11 protein-coding genes and 1 pseudogene are annotated in these 15,077 nt (G+C 70.5%); 8 read left to right on the top strand and 4 right to left on the bottom strand.

The window, feature by feature from the left end; all coding sequences use genetic code 11:
* Window positions 1-2: 2 nt before the first annotated feature.
* From OG870_RS40260 to glgC, 3 genes are all read left to right on the top strand, one after another.
* On the top strand, window positions 3-821 hold the full coding sequence (locus OG870_RS40260) for a (2Fe-2S)-binding protein (protein WP_266591906.1): 819 nt from the start codon (window positions 3-5) through the stop codon (window positions 819-821).
* A 38-nt stretch (window positions 822-859) separates the two neighbouring features.
* Complete coding sequence (gene glgA, locus OG870_RS40265; protein WP_266592628.1) at window positions 860-2,011, top strand: glycogen synthase; 1,152 nt, start codon at window positions 860-862, stop codon at window positions 2,009-2,011.
* Between the two features lie 106 nt (window positions 2,012-2,117).
* Window positions 2,118-3,338: a glucose-1-phosphate adenylyltransferase gene (gene glgC / locus OG870_RS40270; RefSeq protein ID WP_266529047.1), complete on the top strand. Its 1,221-nt coding sequence runs from the start codon at window positions 2,118-2,120 to the stop codon at window positions 3,336-3,338.
* 12 nt (window positions 3,339-3,350) lie between these two features.
* Here the strand turns inward: glgC and OG870_RS40275 are convergent, their stop codons facing one another.
* On the bottom strand, window positions 3,351-3,737 hold the full coding sequence (locus tag OG870_RS40275; RefSeq protein ID WP_266529044.1) for a hypothetical protein: 387 nt from the start codon (window positions 3,735-3,737) through the stop codon (window positions 3,351-3,353).
* Between the two features lie 226 nt (window positions 3,738-3,963).
* Between OG870_RS40275 and OG870_RS40280 the strand changes: the two are divergent.
* From OG870_RS40280 to OG870_RS40300, 5 genes and pseudogenes are all read left to right on the top strand, one after another.
* Window positions 3,964-6,574, top strand: a pseudogene (locus OG870_RS40280) (PA14 domain-containing protein).
* 40 nt (window positions 6,575-6,614) lie between these two features.
* Entirely contained in the window at window positions 6,615-8,945 is a 2,331-nt protein-coding gene (locus OG870_RS40285; RefSeq protein WP_266591908.1) for a GH92 family glycosyl hydrolase, read from the top strand.
* Window positions 8,946-9,089: 144 nt separating this feature from the next.
* On the top strand, window positions 9,090-10,424 hold the full coding sequence (locus OG870_RS40290; protein WP_266591909.1) for a wax ester/triacylglycerol synthase family O-acyltransferase: 1,335 nt from the start codon (window positions 9,090-9,092) through the stop codon (window positions 10,422-10,424).
* Window positions 10,425-10,527: 103 nt separating this feature from the next.
* Window positions 10,528-12,030: an SDR family NAD(P)-dependent oxidoreductase gene (locus tag OG870_RS40295; protein WP_327692000.1), complete on the top strand. Its 1,503-nt coding sequence runs from the start codon at window positions 10,528-10,530 to the stop codon at window positions 12,028-12,030.
* Between the two features lie 76 nt (window positions 12,031-12,106).
* Window positions 12,107-12,337 carry a hypothetical protein gene (locus tag OG870_RS40300; RefSeq protein WP_266529031.1) on the top strand — a complete coding sequence of 77 codons (231 nt, stop codon included), beginning with the start codon at window positions 12,107-12,109 and terminating at the stop codon, window positions 12,335-12,337.
* Here OG870_RS40300 and OG870_RS40305 read toward each other — a convergent pair.
* From OG870_RS40305 to OG870_RS40315, 3 genes are all read right to left on the bottom strand, one after another.
* A complete protein-coding gene (locus tag OG870_RS40305) occupies window positions 12,309-13,160 on the bottom strand; it encodes an SDR family oxidoreductase (RefSeq protein ID WP_266529028.1) in 852 nt (283 codons plus the stop codon). The two genes, OG870_RS40300 and OG870_RS40305, sit on opposite strands and share 29 nt — an antisense overlap.
* 25 nt (window positions 13,161-13,185) lie before the next feature.
* The gene (locus OG870_RS40310) at window positions 13,186-13,635 is read right to left on the bottom strand and encodes a hypothetical protein (RefSeq protein ID WP_266529026.1); all 450 of its coding nucleotides are present in this window, start codon (window positions 13,633-13,635) and stop codon (window positions 13,186-13,188) included.
* Window positions 13,636-13,770: 135 nt separating this feature from the next.
* The gene (locus OG870_RS40315; RefSeq protein WP_266842630.1) at window positions 13,771-14,898 is read right to left on the bottom strand and encodes an ABC transporter ATP-binding protein; all 1,128 of its coding nucleotides are present in this window, start codon (window positions 14,896-14,898) and stop codon (window positions 13,771-13,773) included.
* Window positions 14,899-15,077: the final 179 nt, after the last annotated feature.

A 15,077-nucleotide genomic window follows, 5' to 3' on the forward strand; every position in this document is an offset into this window, starting at 1 on the left:
CCTTGGTACTACTGCTCCTCGTGGACCTCGATCAGGATCTCGCCGCCCTCGGACCGCTCGGCGGCTTCTTCGTACTACGCACCGGCGGAGCACCGCATGCGCCCCTGCCGACGCTGGCGGCCGCGTACACGGCGTACACCGACTCGGCGTACACGACACACACGCAGACGACGTACGCGCCATACGCGGACGAAAACCAGTTTTCTGATGCTTTTAGAAATCCTATTACTTTCCGGGTCATAAAGGTCGCGCATTCCCTCCGCGCTCCCGAGATGCGGGTCGCTGCCTCCGTGGCCCAGCAGGGGCTCGCTGCCCGGCTGTGGTCGGTGACGCTCGCCTGCGCCGTCCTCTACGGCGGCATTCCCGACCTGGACCCCGGGCTGGTGCACTGGGACCCCGACGCCGGCGCCCCCGACGACCTGTGGCTCTCCGAGATCCGCCCGCTGCCCGCGGACTCCGCGACCGTCGCGGACGTCGTGCTGGAGGGCCACCTCGAACCGCTGGCGGCGGCCCTGCGCGCCCGCCACCGCATCGCCCCCGGCCTGCTGCGGGGCAACGCGGCATCCGCGCTGGCGGGCGCCGCCCGGCAACTGGACCAGTGGGCCCGCGCCCACGGACACCCGCGGGCCGCCGCGCACACCCGCTCCCTCACCGTCGAGCTCCTCGCGCACCCCCTGCTGTCCGGCACCGGCACGCTCACCGGCACCTCCTTCCGCCGCCGCAGCTGCTGCCTCTACTACCGGGTGCCCGGCGGAGGCTTGTGCGGTGACTGTTGCTTCACACGACCGCCGCGCTCTTCCGCGCACGACACATCTGGGTGACCATGAGAGAACCGGTCGCCGAGAGCTGGGGGTTGCGGGTGCGAGTGGGACTGCTGACCCGGGAGTACCCGCCGGACGTGTACGGCGGCGCGGGTGTTCATGTCGAGTTCCTCGCCCGGGAGTTGACGTCCCTGGTCGACCTCGAAGTGCACTGCTGGGGCGAGGGCCGCGGGGTGGGCGTCATACGCCACCGACCGTGGGCCGCCCTGGACACCGCCAACGACGCGCTGCGCACGTTCTCCGTCGACCTCGCGATGGCCGCCGGGCTCGAAGGCCGCGACCTCGTGCACTCCCACACCTGGTACGCCAACCTCGGCGGCCACCTCGCCAAGATGCTGTACGGCGTACCGCACGTGATGACGGCGCACTCCCTGGAGCCGCTGCGCCCCTGGAAGGCCGAGCAGCTCGGCGGCGGATACGCCCTCTCCAGCTGGGCGGAGCGCACCGCGATCGAGACCGCCGACGCCGTGATCGCCGTGTCCGGCGCCATGCGCGAGGACATCCTCACCTGCTATCCGACGCTGGATCCGGCCAAGGTCCACATCGTGCACAACGGCATCGACACCACCCTCTACCGCCCCGACAGCGGCACCGACGTGCTGGACCGCCTCGGCCTCGACCGGAAGCGCCCGTACGTCCTGTTCGTCGGCCGCATCACCCGCCAGAAGGGCGTGCCCCACCTGCTACGGGCCGTGCGGGGCATCGATCCGGCCGCGCAGGTCGTGCTGTGCGCGGGAGCGCCCGACACCCCGGAGATCGACCGGGAGTTCCGCGAGCTCTACCAGGAGCTGAGCCGTGTGCGTGAGGGCGTGCACTGGATCCCGCAGATGCTGCCGCGCCCCGAGGTGATCCAGCTCCTCACGCACGCCGCCGCGTTCGCCTGCCCGTCGGTGTACGAACCCCTCGGTATCGTCAACCTGGAGGCGATGGCCTGCGGGACTCCCGTCGTCGCCTCCCAGGTCGGCGGCATTCCCGAGGTCGTGGACGACGGCAAGACGGGGCTGCTCGTGGCCGTGGACGACGACTTCGAGGCGGGCCTCACACGGGCACTGGACCAGGTGATCGGCGATCCGGAGGCTGCCCGCCGGATGGGCGAGGCCGGCCGGGAGCGCGCGGTGGGGGAGTTCGGCTGGGACGCCGTCGCCCGCCGTACGGTCCGTCTTTATAAGGACACCCTCAAACTGGGCTAGAACACTCTGGACTGGAAAGGAACACAGCGGCAGGGAGTTCCTCGAACAGGCTTACACCCCCCTGTGCAGGGGCAGGCATGGATCAACCACGGTGAGGGGAGCGGCCATGCGTCGTGGCGGACCTTCGGTGCTCGGGATCGTACTGGCGGGCGGAGAAGGCAAACGCCTGATGCCCCTGACCGCGGACCGGGCGAAACCAGCGGTCACCTTCGGCGGCACGTACCGCCTTGTCGACTTCGTCCTGTCCAACCTCGTCAACGGCGACATCCTGCGCATCTGCGTCCTCACGCAGTACAAGTCGCACTCGCTGGACCGGCACATCACCACCACCTGGCGGATGTCCAGCCTGCTCGGCAACTACGTCACCCCGGTCCCGGCACAGCAGCGGCTCGGCCCGCGCTGGTACCTGGGCAGCGCCGACGCCATCCTGCAGTCCCTGAACCTCGTGCACGACGAGGCGCCCGAGTACGTCGTCGTCTTCGGCGCCGACCACGTGTACCGCATGGACCCCAGCCAGATGCTGGCCCAGCACATGGAGAGCGGCGCGGGTGTGACGGTCGCGGGGATCCGCGTGCCGCGCACCGAGTCCTCGCAGTTCGGCGTGATCACCCCGGGCTCGGACGGGCTGACGGTCGATGGCTTCCTGGAGAAGCCGGCCGACCCGCCCGGCCTGGCGGACGACCCGGAGTGCGTGTTCGCCTCGATGGGCAACTACATCTTCACCACCAAGGCCCTCATCGAGGCCCTGCAGCGGGACGCCGAGGACGAGCACTCCGTGCACGACATGGGCGGCTCGATCCTGCCCCAGCTCACCGAACGCGGCGAGGCGCAGCTGTACGACTTCAGCGCCAACCACGTGCCCGGCGAGACCAGCCGCGACCGCGGCTACTGGCGTGACGTCGGCACCCTCGACGCGTACTACGACGCCCACATGGACCTGATCGCCGAGCGCCCGGCGTTCAACCTCTACAACCGCCAGTGGCCCATCTACACCCACGCCAACCAGCTCTCCCCGGCCCGTTTCAACGCGGGCGGCATGGCCAGTGAGTCCATCATCAGCGCGGGCTGCCTCATCCGGGGCCAGGTCACCCGGTCCATCCTGTCCCCCGGCGTCAGAGTCGACCCGGGCGCCGTGGTCCAGGGCTCCGTCCTGCACGACAACGTCCACATCGGCCGCGGCGCGGTGGTGCGCGGGGCGGTCCTGGACAAGAACGTCGAGGTCCCGCCGGGCGCCACGATCGGCGTCAACCCGGACCGGGACGCGGAGCTGTACACCGTCTCCAAGGGCGGGGTGATCGCCCTGGGGAAGGGGCAGGTGGTGTCGTAGCCGACGGGCCGGTCAGCCGGCTGCCTCCTGCATCGCCCGGAAGTTCTTCATGATGGCCTCGCTGGTGGGCCGCACGTCCTTGGTCGGGCTGAACTGCAGGGCCTCGGTGCCCGGCGCAGTGCGCACGGGGACATGTCCGGGCGGTGCGTAGTACGCGTCGCCCTCCTCGTAGACCTCGTCGTGGTCCGCGTAGTGGAAGATCAGCTGCCCCTTGAAGACATAGCCCCAGTGCGGGCACTGGCACCGGTCGTCGGGCAGTCCCCTGAGCAGGAGCGTGTGATCGACGTTCTCGCGGAAGGTGATGAAGTCCACCGTGTAGTCGTCCAACTCCTCGGACCGGTCGAGAACGATTCCGAAGTCGCCGCCCTGGGTGGCCGTCTCCCTGGATACCTTCGACATCTCCCTCGCCCCTTTCTGCTGAGGGTGCCGTCGCAGCCGACTCGCGCGACACAGGGGTGTCGTCCCCATTCTTCGCCGGTGGCGGTGAGGGGGCCACTCGCGGCCACTCGCCGGTTCCTGCCGCGGCTCGTCACGTCCCGTCCCTTTGTCATGTCCCTGGACGCAATCCGGAATCCGTGTTGTCATGCCAACTGCTGTCCATGACAACGTTGTTATGGGAGGTTCCGTGCACACCAGACGTCTCAGAGACCGGCTCGCCCTCCTGCTCGCAGCGGCGCTCGGCGCGGCCGGGCTGGCCGCCGCGCCCTGTGCGACCGCGGCCGACGACCCGGTGGAGGTCCACGGTCTGAAGGGCGAGTACTACACCCAGTCCGCGCCCGGCGCCTTCGACTTCGACCAGCTCAAGGCGACCGGCTTCGATCCGAATCTCGACTTCGACAACCTCGAACCGAGGCTCGCCCTCGCCACCGGGCAGTCGGACGACGTCAGCGTCCGCTGGACCGGGAAGATCGTCCCGGAGAAGTCCGGCCCCCACACCTTCTCGGTCATCGGCGACAACGGCTTCCGGCTGTGGGTCGACGGGAAGACCGTCATCGACCACTGGGTGGACGACTGGGACCGCGAACAGACCGGTGAGCCCGTCGAGTTGACCGCGGGCAAGGCCTACGACATCAGGGTCGAGTACTTCGAGCACTACGGCGGCTCCAACCTCCATCTGCGCTGGACCGAGCCCGGCGGCAGCAAGGAGCCCGTCCCGCAGTCGGCGTTCCGGCTGCCCGACGGATTCGACTACGACGGTGCCATCGCCACCACCGTCCTCGGCACGGGCCGCACCCTGAAGCTCGACTTCGCCCGGCGCCTCGCCGCACCCCCGGCCGGCCTCTCCGACCACCTCGAAGCGGTGATCGGCGGCGCCAAGTGGCCGCTGGGGACGGCGAAACGGGACCCCGCCGACCCACGCTCCCTCCTCGTAGCCCTCAAGGAACCCGTCGTCGGCAACAAGACCGGCACCGCACACGGCACCGCCGACGTCCGCTACGACGGAAGCGGCGGCCTCACCGGCACCGACGGCAACGTTGTCAAGGGTTTCTGGAGCAGCGGCCCCAACCGCTCCACGTACGAACTGCGCACGAAGTGGGCCGACCAGGTGGGCCCGGACAACGCGCACCCCGAGTACCCGCGCCCGCAGCTGACCCGACCCGACTGGCGCAACCTCAACGGGCGTTGGCAGTTCGCCGCCGCCACGGCGGGCGAGCGGCCGCCCGTCGGCAGGAACCTCGCCGAGCGCATCCTCGTCCCGTACCCCGTCGAGTCCCAGCTCTCCGGCCTCGAACGGCACGAGGACCGGATGTGGTACCGCCGCACGTTCACCGTCCCCGCCGACTGGAGGATCGGCTCCGGCAAGCGGCTGCGGCTCAACTTCGGCGCCGTCGACTGGCGGTCCGAGGTGTACATCAACGGCACCGCAGTGGCCCAACACCAGGGCGGCTACGACAAGTTCAGTGCCGACATCACCGACGCCCTGAGACCCGGCCGCACCCAGGAGCTCATCGTCGGTGTGTACGACCCGACCGACGCGGCCGCCGGCGAGAACCCGCCGCTCGGCAAGCAGCGCCTGGACCCCGGCGGCATCTGGTACACGCCGACCTCGGGCATCTGGCAGACGGTGTGGATGGAGCCGGTGGCGACCGACCACGTCGACTCCCTCAAGCTGACCCCCGACGTCGCGGGCAGCCGACTCACCGTCGAGGCGTGGGGAGTTCGCGACGGCGTGCCGATCACCGCGACCGCGTACGACGGACAGCGCAAGGTCGCCACGGTCCGCGGCCGCACCGGCGCCCCGCTCACCCTGACGATCCACGACCCGCACCTGTGGTCGCCGGACGACCCGTTCCTCTACGACCTGAAGGTCACCGTCGGCGCCGACCGCGTCGGCAGCTACTTCGGGATGCGTTCGATCGCCGTCGAGAAGGTGAACGGCGTCCCGCGCACGGTGCTCAACGGCAAACCGGTCTTCATGATGGCCACCCTCGACCAGGGCTTCTGGCCCGACGGCCTCTACACGGCCCCGACTGACGAGGCCCTGGCCCACGACCTGAAGGTGCACAAGCAGCTCGGCTTCAACGCCGTGCGCAAGCACATCAAGGTCGAGCCCGACCGCTGGTTCTACTGGGCAGACCGGCTGGGCCTGATGGTCTGGCAGGACATGCCCGCGATGACCGCCGGGGTGACCCCGAGTGCCGACGCCCGCGCCGAGTGCGAGCGCGAGATGAAGCAGATGATCGACGAGCACATCAGCAGCCCGTCGGTCGTCATGTGGGTCACGTTCAACGAGGGCTGGGGCCAGTTCGACATGGCCCGCGTCGCCGACCAGGCGAAGGCATGGGACCCGACCCGGCTGGTCAACTCCATGTCCGGGCTCAACCTCGGGGGCCGACGGCGGCACCGGCGACATCATGGATGAGCACGGTTACCCGAGCCCCGCCCTGCCACCCCGTCCGGACGGCCGACGCGCCCTGGTGAGCGGCGAGTACGGCGGCCTCGGCCTCGCGGTCCCCGGGCATGCCTGGTCCGTTCAGCAGTCGTACGTCGATGTCGACCCGGCCACCTACACCGACGACTACCTGGCCCGACTCGCCGAGGTGCACGCCCTGGCCTGCAAGGGCGGCAACGGCGCGGTCTACACCCAGATCTCCGACGTCGAGGGCGAGCTCAACGGCCTGCTGACGTACGACCGCAGGGTGCTGAAGCCCGACGTGCAGCGCGTGAAGGCGGCCCAGCAGGCCCTGATCCGCGACGCGTCCCAGGCGACTCCCGCAGGCTGCCCGACCACCTGAACCCCAGATGCGCATCCCACTGCTCCGGAGGTCTTACCGCATGAGATGGACCCGGCGCCTGCGCCTGTGCCTGGCAGGGGCGGTGGCAGCGTCCGCGCTGTCCGCCGTACCCGCCACCGCGCAGGCCACCGAGCCGAGCGACGCCCAACTCACCGATCTGGTCAACCCGTTCATCGGAACCGAGAACGAGGGCAACACCTATCCCGGCGCCGCCGTGCCCTTCGGCATGGTGCAGTTCTCGCCGGACACCGGCCACAACACCGGCTACGACTACTCCCAGAACCACATCCGCGGCTTCTCCCTGGTCCATCTGTCGGGCGTCGGCTGCGGTCTCGGCGGCGACCTGCCCGTACTGCCGACCACCGGAGACGTCACACAGACCGACAACGCCAGGTACGAGGCCGAGTTCAGCCACGACGACGAGAGCGCGAGCCCCGGCTACTACCGGGTCGGCCTGAAGAGCGGCATCAAGGCCGAGCTGACGGCGACAGCGCGCACCGGCGTGCAGCGCTACACCTTCCCGGCCACCGACAAGGCCAACGTCCTGCTGAACGCGGCCCAGTCGCTGCACACCGGCGTCTCCACCAAGGCCGAGATCCTCGACAGCCGCACCGTGCGCACCGCCATCACCGGGCGCGGCTTCTGCCAGGACACCAAGCCGTACACCGTCTACACGATCACCCGCTTCGACCGGCCCTTCACCGCGTACGGCACCTGGGACGGCACGACCGTCACCTCGGGCTCGAAGAACGGACGCGACGGCGCCTACGTCCGCTTCGACACGACCAGGGACCGTACGGTCGAGGCGACCACCGCCCTCTCCTACGTCGACGCGCACGGCGCGGCGGTCAACCTCCGTGCCGAGGGCGGCCGTTCCTTCGACGCCGTACGCCACCAGGCGCAGCGGACATGGGAGAACCGCCTCGACGACGTGCGCACGCGCGGTGGTGAGGAGAGTCTGCGGCGGACCTTCTACTCGTCCTTGTACCGGTCGTTCCTGGCACCGAACATCGGCAGCGACGCCGACGGCCGCTACACCGGCTGGGACCAGAGGATCCACCGCACCGACGGCTTCACCTACTACCAGAACTGGTCCCTGTGGGACACCTACCGCACCCAGTCCCAGCTGCTGTCCCTGCTCGCGCCCCGCGAGGCCCGGGACATGGCGATCTCGGTGATCAAGATCGACGAGGAGAGCGGCTGGCTGCCCAAGTGGGGCTACGGCACGGTCGAGACGAACATCATGACCGGCGACCCGGTCACCCCGTTCCTCACCAACGCCTACCAGCAGGGCCTGCTCAAGGGCCCCGGGGGATACGAGGAGCGTGCCTACCGGGCCCTGAAGCGGAACGCCGACGGGGTGCCGCCCGCGGACTCGCCGGCCGTGGGCCGGGAGGCGAACAAGGAGTACATCGCCGACGGTTTCGCCCCGTACGTCAAGGGCCGCCCGCATGCGAAGCCGGGCGACTCGGACTACGACCACGGCGCCTCGGCGACCCTGGAGTACGCCCTGTCGGACGCGATGCTCGCCCAGATGGCCCGCGAGCTCGGGCACGGTGCGGACGCCGGCCGCTATGCGGCCCGCGCCCAGAGCTACCGGAACGTCTTCGACCCCTCGACCGGCTTCTTCCGCGCCCGGGACGCCTCCGGTGCCTTCACCGGGCCGGCCGACCCGGCACAGAGCGAGGGCTTCCACGAGGGCACGTCCTGGCAGTACCAGTGGCTGGTGCCGCAGGACCTGCCGGGCATGGTCGGCCTGATCGGCGGCGGGCAGGCGGCCAACGACCGGCTGGACTCGTTCTTCGCCTACGACCGGCTGCTGGCCGACCCGGCGAGGACGGCCCGCGAGGTGTGGGTCAACGGCCCGTACGACTACTACAACGCCGACAAGTACAACCCGCAGAACGAGCCCGACCTCATCGCCCCGTACACCTATCTGTCGACCGGGCAGCCGTGGAAGACGACCGACGTCGTGCACGCGGCGCTGACCCTCTTCACCGACGCGCCGACCGGGATGACCGGCAACGACGACCTCGGCACGATGTCCGCCTGGAACGTGCTGTCGTCGATCGGGATCTTCCCTGTGCAGCCCGGCTACGACACCTGGGGGCTGTCCACACCGGTCTTCGACCGGGTCGACCTGACGCTCGACGGCCGCTACTACCCGCACGGCGCCCTCACCGTCACCGCTCCCGGCACCTCCGGCACCGACCGGTACATCCAGTCGGCCCGCACGGACGGGAAGGCGTACGACCGCACGTACCTGACGACCGGCGGCTTGCGCTCCCTGCGCTCGCTCGCGTTCACGGTCGGCCCGCGCCCGTCTGAGTGGGGAACCTCGGCACAGGCGGCGCCGCCGGCGCTGAAGTGACCTCAGGTGTTGCTTGAGTCCCATCCCTCACATGGGGGTGGGACTTAATCTGCTGTTAACTGTGCGTAGCTTGATCGTACTTGACCGTAATCGCCCTGGGGGGGTTGACTGCTTGCTCACCCTTCGGCGACGCGAGGCAAGCAATTGACTTCTGACCTGCTCGCTCCTCTCGACCTGGCGTTCTGGAACATCGAGTCCCCCGAACACCCCATGCACCTCGGTGCACTCGGGGTCTTCTCGGCCCGCTCACCCACCGCGGGCGCCCATGCCGCCGATCTGCTCGCGTCCCGGGCCGCGGCGGTGCCCGGTCTGCGGATGCGGATCCGGGACGTATGGCAGCCGTTCTCGTTCCGGCCGCTGGCCTTCGGCGGGGCCACCCGGGAGTCCGACCCCGCGTTCGACCCCCTCCACCACGTGCGGCTGCACGCCCCGACAGCGAACTTCCACCAGGACGCGGGCCGGCTCATGGAGTGCCCGCTGGAGCGCGGCCGTCCGCCGTGGGAGGCGCATGTGCTGCCGGGGGAGGACGGCCTCTCCTTCGCCGTGCTGTTCAAGTTCCACCACGCCCTGGCCGACGGGCTGCGTGCGCTGACGCTCGCCGCCGCCGTCATGGACCCGATGGACCTGCCGGCCCGGGGGCCCCGCCGCGAGGAGATCAAGGCCGGGCTGCTGCCCGACGTGCGCAAGCTGCCGGGCCTGGTCCGCGGTGCCGCCTCCGACGTGGCCCGCGCCCTCGACATCGGCGCCTCCCTGGCCGTGTCCAGCCTGGGCGTGCGTTCCTCGGTCGCGCTCACCGCCGAGCCCACCGGCACCCGCCGCACCGCCGGCGTGGTCATCGACCTCGACGACGTGCACCGCATCCGCAAGTCCGAGGGCGGCACGGTCAACGACGTCCTGATCGCCGTCGTCGCGGGCGCCCTGCGCCGCTGGCTGGACGAGCGCGGCAACGGCAGTGACGGCGTCCGGCCACGCGCCCTGATCCCCGTCTCCAAGCGCCGCCCGCGCACCGCCACCCCACAGGGCAACCGGCTCTCCGGCTACGTGATACGGCTCCCCGTCGACGACCCCGACCCGCTCGTCCGGCTCGGCACGGTCCGCGCGGCCATGGACCGCAACAAGGACGCCGGCCCCAACCGGGGCGCGGGCGCCGTCGCCCTGCTCGCCGACCACGTGCCCCCGCTCGCGCATCGGCTCGGCGGCCCGCTGGTCAGCCAGGCGGCCCGGCTCTGGTTCGACATCCTCGTCACCAGCGTCCCGCTGCCCAGCCTCGGCCTGAAGCTCGGCGGAAACCCGGTCACGGAGGTCTATCCGCTCGCCCCGCTGGCCCGCGGTCAGGCGCTGGCGGTGGCCGTTTCCACCTACCGCGGACACGTCCACTACGGGCTCGTCGCCGACGCCAAGGCCGTACCGGACCTGGACCGACTGGCCGCCGCCCTCAGCGCGGAGGTGCAGACGCTGATCACTGCCTGCGGTTCCTGATCAAGACGGGTTTGGAGGACGGGCCCGGCGCTCCGTAAAATTCGCCCTTCGACAGCGGGTGCGATCGGAGCGCCGCTCGGGTGATCAGGGAAACGGCAGCGCGATGACGGTGACAGAGGACGGCCCGGCGGCCATGGACGAGGTCGTGTACGGGCCCGGCATCGACCCGGAGCGGCTCGCCGTCTGCCTCAGTGTGCTGGAGGAACTCGACGAGCTGGAGGTCGACCACCCGGACGCGATCGCCGTGCGAAGGGCCACCGCCGGCGTCTACCGCACGGTCAAGCAGCGCCGCCGCCAGGAGCGCCGGGCCGCCAAGACCGCCCACGACAAGGCGGTCACGGAGTCCACGGCGACCGGCTCCGCCCAGCGCATCGACGACGAGACCGAGGGCATCCTGCCGTCGTCGGTCACCGAGGAGGGGCAGATCGCGGGGATACTCCAGCGCCCGCGCTCCTGCTACACCTGCAAGACCCGGTTCGTCGAGGTCGACTACTTCTACCACCAGCTCTGTCCCGACTGCGCCCGCCTGAACCGCGGCAAGCGCGACGCCCGCGCCGACCTCACCGGCAAGCGCGCGCTGCTCACGGGCGGCCGCGCCAAGATCGGCATGTACATCGCGCTGAGGCTGCTGCGTGACGGCGCCCACACGACGATCACCACCCGCTTCCCCAAGGACGCCATCCGCCGCTTCAAGGCCATGGACGACTCCGCGGACTGGATGCACCGCCTGGAGGTCGTCGGCATCGACCTGCGCGACCCGGCACAGGCCGTGGCCCTCGCCGACCAGGTCGCCGAGGCCGGCCCCCTCGACATCCTCGTCAACAACGCCACGCAGACCGTACGCCGCCTGCCCTCCGCCTACGCCGCCCTGGTCGACGGCGAGAGCGCGCCGCTGCCCGCCGGGGCACTTCCCGCCCACCACGTCATCGGCGCCTTCAACTCCGGCGCGGTCCATGCCCTGACCGGGTCGGCCGCGCTGCCCGCCGGCGTCAGCGGTCTCGACGCCCAGCAGGTCGCCGACCTCGCGCTGGTCGCGGGCAACGCCAGCGTCGCGCGGCACCTCGACGGCACCGCCATCGACGCGGGCGGCCTGGTCCCCGACGTCGTCGACACCAACACCTGGGTGCAGACCATCGAGCAGATCTCCCCGGTGGAGCTCCTTGAGACCCAGCTGTGCAACTACACGGCGCCGTTCATCCTGATCAGCGCGCTGCGGCCGGCCATGGCCGACGCGGCGAAGAAGGCGCCCAGCAAGCGTGCCTACGTCGTGAACGTCTCCGCGATGGAGGGCGTCTTCGGCCGCGGCTACAAGGGCGCGGGCCACCCGAACACCAACGCCGCCAAGGCCGCGATGAACATGGTGACCCGGACGAGCGGCCCGGAGATGTTCCAGAGCGACGGCATCCTCATGACCTCGGTCGACACCGGCTGGATCACCGACGAGCGCCCCCACTACGACAAGCTGCGCCTGGCCGGCGAGGGCTTCCACGCCCCGCTCGACCTGGTCGACGGGGCCGCACGGGTTTACGATCCGATTGTGCGCGGCGAGCAGGGCGAGGACCTGTACGGCGTCTTCCTCAAGGACTACGCGCCCGGCAAGTGGTGATCCACCTGCCGTGACGTGTGGCCCGGCGCCCGTGGGGAACCCGGTTCCTGGTGACACACCGCGCCAGGGAGTGACCATGAGCAGTCACGGCATTGATCCGCGAGCGCACGACGATCCACGCAACCGCTACCCGAGTGACGAGCAGTTCTACGGAAGCGACCGTCCGGACCGCGCCCAGATACCGGAGGACCGCCCCCGCGGAGGCAGGGGAGGAAGCCCGGCGAAGCACCGCGGAACGTGGGCCACGGTCGCGCTCGTCGCAGGCATCATCCTCCTGATCATTCTGGGGATCGCACTGTTCCCGTGAGGGAGCCACTGCCGCCGCCTTGAGGAGGTGGTGCGTATGAGCGAAGACGGTCGTCGACGGCGTACCCCCGAGCGGGGTGCGCCGTCCTGACCCGGGTTCCCCCGTCCACCAGCAGATCGGCGCCGGTGACCCACTGAGCCGCGTCCGAGGCCAGCCACAGCACGGCCCGCGCGACGTCCTCCGGCTCTCCGATCCGCCCGAGCGGCAGCCCGGCGGCCAGCTGCTCCTCGCCCGGCTCCCACACGAACCGCGCCATCTCGGTGCGGACGAGTCCGGGGGAGACGGAGTTGACGCGCACCTTCGGCGCCAGCTCGCCCGCCAGCTGCTGGGTCAGGTGCAGCAGCGCCGCCTTGCTCGTGCCGTAGGCGCCGACGTGGGGCCCGACATGCCCGGCGCCCTCCGTGCAGATGTTGACGACCGAGCCGCCGTGCTCCCGCATCCACGCCCGCCACGCGCACTGCACGAGCCGCAGCGGTGCCTCGACATTGATCGCGAACGCCTCCCGCCACGCCCCCGGATCGGCATCCATGAGCGGCCCGTACGGCTGGTTCGTGGCCGCGTTGTTGACCACCACGTCGATCCGGCCGAACGCCCGCAGGGCCAGCTCCGTGACCTCCCGCAGATGAGCCGGATCACCGACGCTGCCGGCCAGACCCACGCCACCCAGCTCCTCGGCCGTGCCGCGCACCTCGTCCGCGTCCCGGGCGGTCACGCACACCAGCGCCCCCGCCGCGGCCAGCTGCCCGGCGACCGCGCGCCCGATCCCGCGCGTCGCCCCGGTGACGACGGCGGTCCTGCCCTTGAGTCCGTACGACGACGTCATCGCCGTACCGTCTCATGACGGGCCGTCAGTCAACAGCCCCGAGGCGGGAGTTGCGTGCGGCGACGAGTTCCAGGATCGTGCGCCAGTCCTCCAGTACCCCCGCGTCGAAACCGGCGCTGCGGCCCTCCTCGTCCGCCTGGCGCAGGCGCAGCAGATCGTCGTCGTGGGGTGTGTCGGAGCGGTGGTGCTCGCGGACGAGCCGGGAGACCCGCTCGCCGAGCAGGGGCCGTACGGCGTCGGCCGCGCAGCCCGGGTGGGCGGACTCGTCGCCCGGTCGCAGGAGCGGACCGATGACGTGGACCAGGCCCGCCACCTGCAGCTCCTTGTCGGCGGGGCGACGGCGCCGCAGCAGGGCGGCGGTCTGCAGCGCGTGCTGGTGCAGGTCGACCCGGCGACTTCGCAGGCCCGGGGCGTCCCATGAGCCCCGGCAGGCGTACAGCAGATCCATCAGCTCTTCGACACTGCGCAGCTCCATGCGCCAGTCCTCCCGCCGGACAAGCCGTTGCCGTCCGAAAGCAGATCATGGCCGCCTTGCGATTCGGCCAACGGGACTTGAACTGCGTGGCCTGTCCCGCGCTCGCGGCCAGGGTTCTGGCCCCGGCGGTGGCGCTCAGCTCACGGGTGATGTGTCCGCGTCCTCCGGGAGCCGCCGTCCCGTAGAGGCCGAGAAGCAGTGCACGGCGTCCGCGCGGATGGCCACCCGCAGCACTGCCCCTCTGCCGTGGGCGGGGCGTCCCGGGAGCCGGATGACGAGGGCGGCCAGCCCCTCGCCGGTCCACGCGGTGGCGTGGAGGTAGACGACGGCGCCGGTGTCCTCGACCGTCTCGACGACCAGGTCCAGTCCGGCAGTCTCCCGGTCCTCGGGCGGAAGCAGCTCGAATTGCTCGGGCCGGACGCCGAGCACGATCTCGTCGGCGCCTCCGGCTGCGGCCGCCCGCAGGGTGGCGCGGGTCAGCGGTATGTCCAGAGCGCCCAGCCGGGCCCCGTCCGCGGACAGCGGAAGCCGGAACAGGTTCATCGCGGGCGAGCCGACGAAACCGCCCACGAAGGTGTTGGCCGGGTGCGCGTACACCTCCTTGGGGGTCCCCACCTGCTGCAACACGCCGTCCTTGAGTACGGCCAGACGGTCGCCCACCGCCATCGCCTCGGTCTGGTCGTGGGTGACGTACACCGTGGTGATGCCGAGGTGGTTCTGCAGCCGGACGATCTCCGTCCGGGTCTGTGCCCGCAGCCGGGCGTCGAGGTTGGACAGCGGCTCGTCCATCAGATAGACCCGCGGGTCCCGCACCAGCACCCGCCCCGTCGCGACGCGCTGCCGCTCACCGCCCGCGAGTGTCCTGGGCCTGCGGCCGAGGTACTGCTCCAGGTCGAGCACGGCAGCGGCGTGGTCGACTCGCTGCCGGGCGCGCACCTTTGACATGCGGGCGATCTTCAGGGCGAAGCCCATGTTGTCGGCAGCCGACAAATGTGGGAGGAGGGCGTAGTCCTGGAACACCATCGCGATGTCGCGGTCCCGGGGCGGAAGATGGGTCACGTCCCGTACACCGATCAGGACCGAGCCCGAGTCGACCGCCTCCAGTCCGGCGAGCATGCGCAGGCAGGTCGACTTCCCACAGCCGGAAGGACCCAGCAGGACCATGAACTCACCGTCCTCGATCTCGAGGTCGAGCGAGTCGACGGCCGGCCGCTCCCTCGACGGGAAGCGTCGGGTGGCCTTGTCGAAGGTGACAGACGCCATGACATCCCCCTCCCGGACAGTCCCTCGAACCCAGCATGGAACGGGTGTTGCCCTTTCGGCAGGCCTGTACGCCGAACGAGTGACAGAAAAGGGCTCTGAAGTCGGACAATTTACGACAGTAGGCCCAAGTTTTGAGCCCCATAGAGCGGACGTCTGCTCATTTGGTTAATCTGGAGGGG

Source organism: Streptomyces sp. NBC_00461 (assembly GCF_036013935.1).
Lineage (GTDB): Bacteria > Actinomycetota > Actinomycetes > Streptomycetales > Streptomycetaceae > Streptomyces.